The sequence below is a fragment of the Variovorax sp. GW823-FHT02B07 genome, assembly GCF_058797695.1.
In genome coordinates, this window is record NZ_JBXAJX010000002.1 from 1364813 (window position 1) to 1376948 (window position 12136).

At 69.6% G+C, this 12136-nt stretch carries 3 protein-coding genes and 2 tRNA genes; 2 read left to right on the top strand and 3 right to left on the bottom strand.

The window, feature by feature from the left end:
- Positions 1-83: 83 nt before the first annotated feature.
- Together AC1RGU_RS17325 and AC1RGU_RS17330 are read left to right on the top strand one after the other, a co-directional pair.
- The gene (locus AC1RGU_RS17325) at positions 84-7184 is read left to right on the top strand and encodes a hypothetical protein (protein ID WP_492696981.1); all 7101 of its coding nucleotides are present in this window, start codon (positions 84-86) and stop codon (positions 7182-7184) included.
- Positions 7185-7203: 19 nt separating this feature from the next.
- The gene (locus AC1RGU_RS17330; protein WP_492696982.1) at positions 7204-11049 is read left to right on the top strand and encodes a prealbumin-like fold domain-containing protein; all 3846 of its coding nucleotides are present in this window, start codon (positions 7204-7206) and stop codon (positions 11047-11049) included.
- 45 nt (positions 11050-11094) lie between these two features.
- Here the strand turns inward: AC1RGU_RS17330 and AC1RGU_RS17335 are convergent, their stop codons facing one another.
- From AC1RGU_RS17335 to AC1RGU_RS17345, 3 genes are all read right to left on the bottom strand, one after another.
- Positions 11095-11535, bottom strand: coding sequence for a YXWGXW repeat-containing protein (locus tag AC1RGU_RS17335; protein WP_062472450.1), 441 nt, complete (start codon positions 11533-11535; stop codon positions 11095-11097).
- Positions 11536-11793: 258 nt separating this feature from the next.
- Positions 11794-11869: transfer RNA gene (locus AC1RGU_RS17340), tRNA-Asn, on the bottom strand.
- A 189-nt stretch (positions 11870-12058) separates the two neighbouring features.
- Positions 12059-12134 (bottom strand) — tRNA-Asn (locus AC1RGU_RS17345).
- Between the last annotated feature and the right edge of the window lie 2 nt (positions 12135-12136).

Here is a 12136-nt window from a genome sequence, read left to right on the forward strand (position 1 = left end):
GTGCCGGCTTGCCTCGGTGGTGGGGCTGCGCGGCGCCTGCGCGCAGCGCGATGGCAGTCTTCGGCCTCGCACTTGCATTCGCCATGTTGTTCGCACCGGTCGCGCAAGCGGCGCCCGCTCCCGGCGGCGTCGTGATCCGCAGCATCGCGACGGGCACCTACGTCCCGGCCGGCCTCGGGCACAGCGAGACGGCCATCTCCAATGCCGTGACGGCCAGCGTGCTGCCCGTGGAGGCGCTGTCGCTCACGCAGGACCAGCGCGTGAACCGCCCGCCGGGGACCGTCGTCACGCTGAGCCACCTGCTCACCAACACCGGCAACGTGGCTTCGCGCTACACCCTGGGGCTCGTCAACGACGGCGCGGGGTGCCCGGCCGACGGGCTCGACCTGTCGGCGTTGCGCGTGGCGCGCGACGGCAACCACAACGGCGTCGTCGACGCCTCCGATCTCGTGCTGCTGCCCGGTGCCGCCGGCACGCTCGCGCTGGACCCGGGCCAGACGGCCGAACTGCTGGTGCAGGGCACCATTCCCGCCGCAGCCAGCGGCAGCGCCTGCGTGGTGCTGAGCGCGACCACCGCCCTGCAGGGTGCGAGCGCGAGCAATCGCGACACGGTCGACGTAGGCAGCGTCGCTGTGCTCGCGCTGGTCAAGTCGGCCAGCCATGCGGGGGCCGTCGTGCCCGGCAGCACGCGCATCGACTTCAGCATCTCGGGCACCAACACCGGCGCGCGCGACGCGCAGCCCGGCGGCGCGGCCGCGCCCACCGGCACGCAGGTGCTGGTCAACGGCAGCCCGCGCAGCCTGCTGCTGCTGCGCGACCTCGTGCCCACAGGCACCCGCTACCTCGCTGGCAGCCTGCAGAGCACGGCGGCCGGCGCGGTGCGCCTGTTCCGCATGCCCGGCGACGCCGACTTCAGCTACCGCACCGCCGAAGACGGCGCGGCGATCGAAGTCGCCATCGGCGTGCCCACCGCGCTCGCGCGCAACGCCTCCATCGCCATGCAGTTCGCGGTGCAGGTCAAGGCCGATCACGCCGGCGACATTCGCAACACCGCGCACAGCCAGTACAACGACGGCGTCGCACCTGCCGCGTCGCCGTCGAACACGGTGGTGATCGCGATGGCGCCGCCGCAAGGCCAGGGCCGCATCGGCGTCGCCAAGGCCGCCTCCACGCCGCGCATACACCGCGGCGCGGACGGCCAACCCGACGGCACGGCCACCGTCACCTTCGACGTCCACGTGCGCAACTACGGCACGGCCGCGCTGCACGGCGTGCAACTGGCCGACGTGCTCGAAGGGCAGGGCGCCACGCAGTTCGGCACCCGCACGACCGCTGCGGTGCCGGGCGCGCGCCAGTACGCCGTGGTGCCCGGGACCCTGGCCATCGTCGGCGGTCCGGGCAACGGCGTGGCGGGCACGGTGGCGGCTGTCAACGCCGCGTTCAATGGCACCGCGTCCGCGCAGGACCTGCTCGCGCCCGGTGCGGTGCTGCCCGTGGGCGGCCAGTTGACGGTGCGTTTCGACGTGCGCTTTCACGTGTCGGGTCGCGCCGGCACGCTGCTCAACACCGTGCGCGCACAGGCCGCGCTCGCCGCCGGCGGCCCGCCCACCGTCTTCGACGACTCCGTCAACGGCAGCAACCCCGACGCCGACGGCGACGGCAACCCCGGCAACGACACCTCGCCCACGCCGGTGCAGCTGCAGCAGCCCGTGCTCTCGCTCGTGAAGAGCGTCTCGCAGCCGCGCCGCGTGGCAGAGGGCGTCTACGAACTCGACTACCGTTTCAAGGTCGGCAACACCGGCGCGGCCCCGGCCCCGAACGTGCGCGTGATCGACAACCTCGATTGCACCTTCGACATGGACAAGCCCGAAGGCCTCGTCGCCGCCTGGGAACTCGTCGGCGCGCCGAAGGTGCGCAACGGCGTGCTGCAGATCGCATCCGGCTTCACCGGCCGCGCCGCCTGCGACCGCGAGGCCGCCGCCAGCGCCGATCCCTTCCGGCTGCCGATGCAGGCCGCGCTCGGCCTCACCGACGGCAGCCGCGCCCTGGCACCCGGCCAGAGCGAGGACATCGAATTCACCGTGCGCGTCACCCGCAAGCCGTCGAGCAACGGCGCCCGCGTGCCGTTCACCAACAAGGCCTGGGCGGCCGCCTTCGAGCAGAACACCGCTTCTGCGTCGTCGGCCGCGCTCGTCACCGCGAGCGCCAGCAGCGCGTCCTCCATGCTGGCCGACCCGCAGGGCGTGGTCTACAACGCCGTCACCCGCCAACCGGTGGCCGGCGCCGTCGTCACCTTCACCCGCCAGTCGTGCAGCGACGGCGCCGCCCGGCCGATGGCCCTGGCCGAGGTGTTCGGCGGCGACAGCGGCGTCTACCGCGCCAACGCCGACGGCAGCCTGTCCATGACCACCGGCGCCGACGGTGGCTACCAGTTCTATTTCCTGTCGCCGCCGGTCACTGGCAGCTGCACCTATGCGCTGGGCGTGGCGCCGCCCGTGGGCAGTGCCTACGCGGCGCCTTCGCAGCTCATCCCCGCCACGCCCGGTACCTTCGAGCGCTGCGGCGCCATCGTCCCGAACGCTGCGTCGCCGCAGGGCGCGGAGCCCACCACGCACCACTCCTCGCTCAAGGCCGGTTTCGAGCCTTCGGGTGCGGCCTGCGACGTGCTGCACAACCACATCCCGCTCGATCCGGGCAACGTGCTCGGCCTCGTGCTGCGCAAGGAAGGCAGCAAGCGCCAGGTCGAGTTCGGCGATTTCCTCGACTACGCACTCGTCGTCACCAACAAGACCGGCTTTCCCGTCACCGGCCTCAGCCTCTCCGACCAGTTGCCGCCGGGCTTCGCCTATGTGGCTGGCAGCGCACGCCTCAACGGCGCGGCCACGGCCGAGCCCGTGGGCGGGGCCGGTCCCCGGCTGGTCTTCCGCCAGCCAGGCCTCGCGCTTGGCATCGACCAGTCCGCCACGGTGCGCTACCGCGTGCGCGTCGGGGTCGGCGCACCGACGAACGGCGATGCCGTCAACCGTGCCCGCGCCAATTCTGGCCCGATGCAGTCGAACCTCGCCCAATGGACCGTGCGCGTGACCGGCGGCGTGTTCTCCGACGATGCCTTCCTCTTCGGCAAGGTCTACATGGACTGCCGGCGCGACGGCCGCCAGCAGGGCGTCGATGAAATCGGCGTGCCCGGCGTGCGCCTGTACATGGAAGACGGCACGCACGTCATCACCGACGTCGAAGGCAAGTGGAGCCTGTACGGCCTCAAGCCCGTCACCCACGTGCTGCGGCTCGATGCCACCACGCTGCCCGCCGGCGCGCGGCTCGAAGTGCTCGACAACCGCAATGCCGGGCGCCCCGACAGCCGCTTCGTCGATCTCAAGAAGGGCGAATTCCACAAGGCCAACTTCGTCGTCACCAACTGCGACTCACCGGCGGTGATGAGCGACGTCATCGCGCGGCGCGAGGCCATCGCCGCCGTGCCCGACACCGAGGCCGAAGCCCAGGTGCGCATGCGCCTGGACCCCGAAGGCCGGATCGTCCCCGTGGGCGATCGGCGCGCGCTGCCTGCCAGCGGCGAGGTGCGCGCGGGCGGCAGCACCGGCACCAGCACCACGCAGGCCAGCTCGGCGCCGCTGATCGCAATGCCCGCCGCATCGGCGTCGCCCAGCAGCTTCATCGGCGGCGCGTCGGGCAGCCAGGGCAGCACGCTCGGCGCGGCGACCGGTGGCGCCGCGGCGGATGGCGCATCCCCCGTGGGCAGCCTTTTCTCCGGCATGCGCGTGTCCCGCGGCATGGCGCAGCCGACCGCTGCTGTAGCGCCGCCGCAAGCCGTCCCCAGCCCCATCGACCTCGAAGCCTTGCTGCCTCGCATCGAAAGCAACGCCCTCGGCTTCATCAACCTGCGCGACGGCGACACCTTGCCCTCGACCTCGCTCAACGTGCGCGTCAAGGGCGAGGCTGGCCTGGCGCTGCGCCTGAGCGTCAACGGCCAGGGCGTCGAGGAGCGCCGCGTCGGCAAGAAGACCGAGCAGGCCAGCCGCCGGATCGGCGCCTGGGAATACATCGGCATCGTGCTGCGGCCCGGCGTCAACCGCCTCGTGCTCGAAGCCGTCGATCCGTTCGGCAACGTGCGTGGCGAGGCGCAGCAGATCAGCGTCACCGCGCCCGACAAGCTCGGTGCCATCCACATCGGCGTGCCCGCCTCGGCGCAGGCGGACCTGCGCACGCCCGTCGTCGTGAAGGTGCGCCTGACCGACGCGGCCGGCGTGCCCGTGACCGCACGCACGCAGCTCACGCTCGAGACCGACCGCGGCCGCTGGCTCGACGAAGACCTGAACCCCGCCGAGCCCGGCACCCAGGTCTTCATGGACGGTGGCGTGGCCGACTTCCGTCTGCTGCCGCCCGGCGAACCCGGCGATGCCCGCCTGCGCGTGACGGCCGCGAGCTTCACGGCCGAGGCGCGCCTGGCGCTGCTGCCCGAGCTGCGCCCGATGATCGGCGTCGGCATCGTCGAAGGCGTGCTCGACTTCACCCAGCGCGGCCAGGTGCCGTTGGGCGCGATGCCCGCGGGCGCGGCCTTCGAGGCCGAGCTGTCCGGCCTGGCCGACGAGGGCAACGACAAGCGCCGTGCCGCCGCGCGCGCTGCCTTCTTCTTCAAGGGCGCCGTCAAGGGCGACTACCTGCTCACCGCCGCCTACGATTCCGACAAGACGCGCAAGGACCGCCTGTTTCGCGACATCCGCCCCGACGAGTTCTACCCCGTGTACGGCGACTCGTCCGCCAAGGGCTTCGACGCCCAGAGCACGCAGAAGCTCTACGTGCGCATCGACAAGAACCGCTCCTACCTGCTGTACGGCGACTTCAGCACTGCCAGCAGCACCGAGGTGCGCAGCCTGAGCCAGGTCAGCCGCTCGCTCACCGGCCTCAAGCACGTCTACGACGACGGCGAGGTGCGCACCACCACCTACGCCTCGCGCACCGCGCAGACCCAGCAGGTCGAGGAGTTCCGCGCGGTCGGCACCTCGGGCCCGTACTACCTGGGCGCCAGGGGCGGCGAGTTCGTCGAGAACAGCGAGCAGGTCGAGATCGTGGTGCGCGACCGCAACCAGCCCGACCTCGTGCTGCAGCGCTCGACCGTGACGCGCTTCGTCGACTACACCGTCGAGCCGCTCACGCGCCGCCTGCTGTTCACGCGCGCCATCGCGTCGGTCGATGCGAACCTCAACCCGCAGTCGATCCGCGTGACCTACGAGGTCGACGCGGGCGGCCCCAAGTTCACCGTGGCCGGTGCCGACGTGCAGCTCAAGGTGGCCAAGAACCTGCAGGTCGGCGTGGTCGCGGCCATCGACGAGAACCCCGAGAACCGCCGCAAGCTCGGTGCCGTCACCGCCATGGCGCGCCTGGGTGAGCACACCACCGTCGCCGGCGAATGGGTGCAGACCGACTCCGACCGCAACGGCAAGGGCAGCGGCGCCCGCGTCGAGCTGCGCCACCAGGGCGAAGACCTGGCCGTGGCCGCGCTCGCCAGCAAGACCAGCACCGGCTTCGACAACCCCGGCGCGAGCTTCTCCGCCGGGCGCACCGAAGCCTCGGCCCGCGCCGAGTACCGGCTCGACGCCGCCACCGCGCTGCGCGGCGAACTGCTTTACGGCCAGGACGCTCTGCGCGAAGGCGCCCGCCGCGGCATCACCGCCAGCGTGCAGCGAAAGTTCGGCGAGCAGCTGGTGGGCGAGTTCGGCCTGCGCCACGGCCACAACGGCACTGGCCTGGGCAGCGGCTCGGGCTTCGACTACGGCCAGGTCTCCACCTACAGCGGCAACCTGGGCAGTGGCGTGGCCGCCAACAACGTCACCGCGCTCGGTGCGGCGGCCAACGCCGGTACCCAGGCCAACGCCAACGATGACAACCTGACCACCGTGCGCGCCCGCCTGTCGGCGCAGGTGCCGGGCCTGCCACAGGCCAACGTCTTCGTCGAAGGCGAGCAGGACATCCGCAAGTCCGACCGCCACGTGCTCGCCGTGGGCGGCAACTACGCCGTCACCGACAAGACGCGCCTGTACGGCCGCTACGAGCTGGTCTCCAGCCTCTACGGGCCGTACGAGCTGAACGCGGGGCAGTCGAACAACGTGGGCATCCTGGGCATCGAGAGCGCCTACATGGACGGCGGGCGCGTGTACAGCGAGTACCGCCTGGCCGACAGCCTCGACGGGCGCGCGGCACAGGCCGCCACGGGCGTGCGCAACACCTTCAGGGTCGACGACCACTGGCGCCTGACCGGCGGCGTCGAGCACACGCGCCAGATCGGCGGGCTGCGCAACAGCGGCAACAACGGCACCGGCCACGCCAGCGGCCTGGCGGGCGACTCCACCGCCATCACCGGCGGCGTGGAATACACCGACGCGCGCATCAAGGCCAGCGGCATCCTCGAAGGCCGCCACGGCGACGACGCCGACACGCGCCTGTTCAGCGCGGGCTTCGGCTTCAAGATCGATGCGTCGTGGAGCCTGCTGGCGCGCAGCGTGATGAGCGCCAGCGAAGGGCAGGGCGCCAACGCCGGTAACGCGCACCACCTGGCGCGCCACCAGATCGGCCTGGCCTACCGTCCGGTGGACACCGACAGCTGGAACGCGCTCATGCGCTACGAGCGCCGTTCCGAGCGCGTCACCGGCACCGGCAGTTCGACCGGCGCACTCGACGGCGCGAGCGTCTTCGGTGCGGGCAACGGCAGCGCAGCGCTGCCCGGGCGCACCAGCGCCGACATCGTCTCGGCCCACCTCAACTACAACCCGCGCCCCGGCACCGTGATCAACGGGCGCTACGCCGCCAAGTGGTCGCGCGCCGACGACGGCCTGCTGCGCAGCACCTACTGGGCGCACCTGCTGCAGGCGCGCTACACGCAAGACCTCAACGACAGCTGGGACCTCGGCGTGCAGGCCGGCCTGCTGCGCGGCAAGGGCGGCGGCCTGCAGAAGACCTTGGGCATCGAAGTCGGCTACCAGGTCATGAAGGACCTGTGGGTGTCGGCGGGCTACAACTTCGTGGGCCTGAAAGACCGCGACCTGGCGGCCAACGACTACACGAGCAAGGGCGCATACATCCGGCTGCGTTTCAAGTTCGACGAGACGGCGCTGGGTGCCGCGTCGGCGGGCGCGGCAGCCCCCGTGAAAGACGAACGGACCGATCGATGAAGTCGCGGAGGAATGGCCAATGAAAATGCAAAAAACTGATTCGATGCGCTGCGCGACGGCGCTTCGCTGCCTACCCGTGCGGAAGAGTGCGATGGCGCTTGCGAGAGGCGTGGCGCACTTCTTTCATGCCTTGCGCGGCGTCCTCTTTCTGGCACTGACCTCGCTCCTGATCGGCACGCAGGCCACGGCTGCAGAGTTCTGTCTATGGAAGAGCGGGACCTACGGGGGCATCGCTGTCACCACGGAGGGCGTATGCGGGGTGGAGGACAAGTTCGCATGGGGTACTTATCTCCGGCTGGGAAAGCCCAACGTGCGGGAGGCATGCACGTTCAACTTTTCTGTGCCGGTGAAGAACGTGAGCGTTCGAACTTACCTGCTCAACTGCAACCCAGCAGATGGGTGCGAGAAGATGGTGGTGTCCGTCAACGGAAATCACTATCCGTTCACTGCGGCGGAGATCACGACGCCTGCCCCCGGTCCAGCGACCGCACAGATGGGTAGCCTTGCGCCGGTAAAAATCGATGCAGACGGCAATCTTGAGGGGGCGACAGCCAGTTCTGGAGCCTCTGCATGGGCCTATGTTTCGGGAACATCCGTGTCTTCCGTCACGCTCTCGAACGAGCCAAGCTACGGTCAGCCGAATGGGTCGGACAACGTGGTGTGCTTCGTGGCGCCAGACCCCCAGTTGGCGCTCAAGAAGGAAGCCAGCGCAGCCCCATGGGTCGTGGGCCAGCCCGCCAGCTACACACTCACGCTGACGAGCACGAATGGCGTCGAGACCACTAGCGATGCGCTGGTGGAGGACAGAGTGCCGCCTTCGCTGACCATCGGCGAGCTTCCTCCGTGGTGCAGCCGAATAGGCCAGAACATCGGTTGCCTAGTGCCTGCAGGGCTCACATCGTCCGTGTCCTTCGTCATTCCGGTGACGCCCCTGCCTTCCGCCGTGCCCGAGGTGACCAACACGGCCACGGCATTGGACGGAGGAGACCGCAATTGCAACACCAAGGGGGCGTGCACGAGCACGGTGACCACGCCGGTGGTCCCTGCGTCTCCGCCCGTCATCACCTCGACCAAGACGGTCAGCGCCAGCCCGCTGGTGGTGGGGGCGCCCAACCAGTTCTACGCTGTGCTCGTTACCGTGGCCAGCGGCACGACCACGGCGCCGATCTCGGTGATGGACACCTTGCCGCCGGGCGTCACCCTGCGCGGGGCCCCGACATTGGTGGCGGGAACGACCACCGGCGTGCTGAGTGGTTGCCCGACCTCGGGATCGAACACGACCAACTGCAGCGTGGCGGCGGGCATCGCGCCCGGCACCTTCGAAATACGGATTCCTGTGAACGTCGCCGCATCGGCCGTGGGCGCAACGGGCGGCACGAACACGGTGAATCTCAGCGGCGGTGGGGATGTCGCATGTACGACGGCGCCAGCAGAGGCGTGCGATGCGAGCACGCCGGCCACGCGCGTGGTGTCTCAAGCGACGTTGAAACTCGAAAAGATCGCTGATGTGGCGCAGTTCATCATTGCCGAGCCGGCCAGCTACACACTGAAACTGAGCAGCACCAATGCCGGGATGACGACGGCGAACACTGTCATCACCGACACCTTCCCGGTCTCCTTGACGATCGGCACGCTGCCTTCGGGGTGCAGCAGGGCCGGGCAGGTCGTGACGTGCACGGTGCCTGCGGGCATGGCAACGTCCGCGTCGTTCGTCATCCCGGTGACGCCTCTGCCGGCTGCGAGGCCGCGCGTGATCAACGCGGCAACGGCCGTGGGGGGCGGGGACCCCGCGTGCAACGGTGTCGGTCCATGCGCGAGCACGACAATCACATCGGTTGCTGGGCCGCGCATCCGGGGATTCAAGTATTCGAGGCCCCACCCATTGATTGTCGGGGCGCCGGGGCAGCTCTACGTGGTCGACGTCGTTGTGGATTTTGCAGCGACCACAGCGCCGCTCGTGCTCGAAGACGTCTTGCCCAAGGGCATCACACTGGCTGGGCCGCCCGTGCTGGTTGCGATCACTACCACGGGTGTCCTGAGCGGTTGTTCCCCCGCCGGCTCCATGGTCGTCCGCTGCAGCGTGGCTGCGGGTGTCATGCCCGGTGGCTTCTCTGTCGAGATTCCTGTGCACGTCGACGCCACGGCCGTCGGGCCGCTGGGTGGTACGAACTCCATCAACCTGAGCGGTGGTGGGGATCCGCTTTGCACCACCTTGCCGAACGAAGCGCTCTGCGATGACTCGACGGGGCCGGTCGCGGTCCTCCTGGGGGACCCGAAACTTCGCATCGCCAAGGAAGTGATCAGCGGTTCCGGCACCCATCGCTTCGACTTTGCGCTGTCGGGCCTGAGCGTGGCCCGCGACACCATCACGGTCAGCGCGCCGGGCCGGGGTATCGGTGCGCAGACGATCACCGGCAAGGTGGGCGTGCCGGTCACTATCACCGAAACGTCGCCCGCTGGCTGGCCCGTGAACCCGGTGAGCGCCAGCTGCCGCGACCTGAAGGACGTCATCGCACCGTCGCCCATTCGCGGGGCGTCCGGTTCGAGGCCGGCCGCAGCGGCCGCCGCGTCGGCGCCGCCGGTGGTGCTGGCCGGCAATGTGCTGAAGATTCCTGCCGAGTGGATGGTGGCCGGTGCGGACCTTGAATGCACCTTCGTCAACAGCGATGCGCATGCCGTCACCGGCCGCGTCTTCAACGACAACGGCAGCGGTGCGGGCGTGCCGAACGACGGCGTGGTTAACGGCGGCGAAGCGGGGCTCGTGGGTGTGCGGATGCGGCTCACCAACTGTGCGGCGGGGGTGTGGTCCACGGCGGTGACCGACGGCTCGGGCCACTACCGCCTGGAGGTGCCGTCGCAGCCTTTGTCCCCGTCCGATGGCGATCCGACGTGCGTGGAAGAGGTGACGCCGGCGGGTCATCTGTCCACGGGGGCGTCGGTCGGCGCCACGCCGCTGCCTTCCGGCGCGGGCGTGGCCGTGGGCGGGCGGACCTACACCTACACGCGCACCGCCGCGGGTGCGCCGGATCACATCGCCTTTGCATGGAACGACGCCCGGGTCGGCGAACTGAACTTCGGCGACGTGGCCCTCAACCGCTTCGGCGCCGACAGCGCCCGCACCGGCTCGCCCGGCAGCAGCGTGAGCCACGCGCACACCTTCGTGGCGCAGACCGGCGGAACGGTGAGCTTCGGCGTGGCCGGCGCGGTGGCCACGCCGGCGATCGACGGCTGGAGCGCAAAAATCTACGAAGACCCGGGCTGCACCGGTGCCTTGCAGGCCGGCGCCACTGTGCTCTATCCGCCGGCGGTGCCCAGGCCTGTGACCACAGGGCAGAACCTGTGCGTGGTGGTGCAGGAATTCATTCCGGCGGGCGCGCTCGCCGGCTACAACGACAAGCGCTCGGTGCAGGCGAGCTTCGTGTTCACCAACGCATCGCCCGCGTTGAGCGCGAGCTACCTCGTGCTCGACACCACGACCGTGTCGAGCACGGCGCTGGAGCTCAAGAAGGAAGTGCGCAACCTGACGAAGAACGGCGACTTCGGGCTCAACAACGAAGCCAAGTCGGGCGAGACGCTCGAGTACCGCATCACCTACACCAACAACGGCGCGACGCCGATCAGCGGCCTGACGGTGAGCGACGTCACGCCGGTCTACACCAGCTTCGTCGCCTCGCAGGAAGGCGCGACCCCGGCGACGCTGACCGCATGCACGAAGCGCACGCCGGCCAATGCATTGCCTGCGCCAGTCGTGGCGTGCGCGGCCGCGCAGGCGCCGGGCGGAACGGGGCCATTGGACTGGAAGTTCACCGGGCAACTCGCGCCTGGCGGCACGGGCAGCGTGCGGTTCAGGGTGACAGTGAACTGAGGGCTTGCGCGTCAGCAGGCGCGCAAGCTGCTCCTGCTGCTGCTATCAGCAGCGTCCCTTCTTCGCCTGGCCGGGCGGGCAGTGGCCGCCGCCGCGGTGATCGTCGTCATGGTCGTAGCGGTCGTGGTCATGGCGACGGTGGTGGCGGTCTTCGCGGCGTTCCTCGCGGCGCTCGGCGCGGCGCCAGTCGCCTTCGCGCCAGCGCCAGCCGCCGTCGGCGCGCACCCAGCCGCCCGGGGCGTAGGCGTAGTCGGGGCGGGCCGCCACGTAGTAGCCGGGGCGCCATGCGTAGGCGCGGTCGTTCCACTGCCAATGGCCGGGCACCCAGACCTGGCCGCTGCGCGGCCGTGGCGCGGGTTCATAGCGTGGTGCAGGCGGCGCGACCTGGATCAGGCCGGGCACGTTGATGTTGACGGACACCTGCGCCACGGCGGGCAAGGTGGCGGCGGCCACGGCGGCGGCCAGAAGAATTCTTGTGAGTTTCATCGTGATGCCCTTGATGGTTGTTATTTGTGAATGACTGAAGCTCAAACAACGCCTGAGCGGAGCGTCGCGTGCACGGGTTTGCCCGGGGCAGGGCAGCAGAAGCCGTTAACAAAGAGGGAGTTTTGCACGCAGGGCGGGGCCTGCGTGTCGGACAGGCCCGCGAGCGGGCAGGCGGCGGCCGATGTGTGGCGCCAAAGCAAAAGGGCCGCAAAGCGAAAAGGCCCGCTACCTTGTGGGTAACGGGCCTTCAGCAAATGGTGGCTCCTCGACCTGGGCTCGAACCAGGGACCTACGGATTAACAGTCCGGCGCTCTACCAACTGAGCTATCGAGGAACAAGCCTTCAATTATATTCAATGGAATCGCCGTTCTGAACGGCGACCCTCAATTTTTGCCAATCGAAGTGCGTGGGGCGATTTCTTTCCATCGCTTGGCACACGTCTTCGTTCGACGGTCGTCTCACAAATGAAAAGGCCCGCTACCTTGTGAGTAGCGGGCCTTCCAGAGGCCTTGCGGCTTTGTGATGGCTCCTCGACCTGGGCTCGAACCAGGGACCTACGGATTAACAGTCCGGCGCTCTACCAACTGAGCTATCGAGGAAC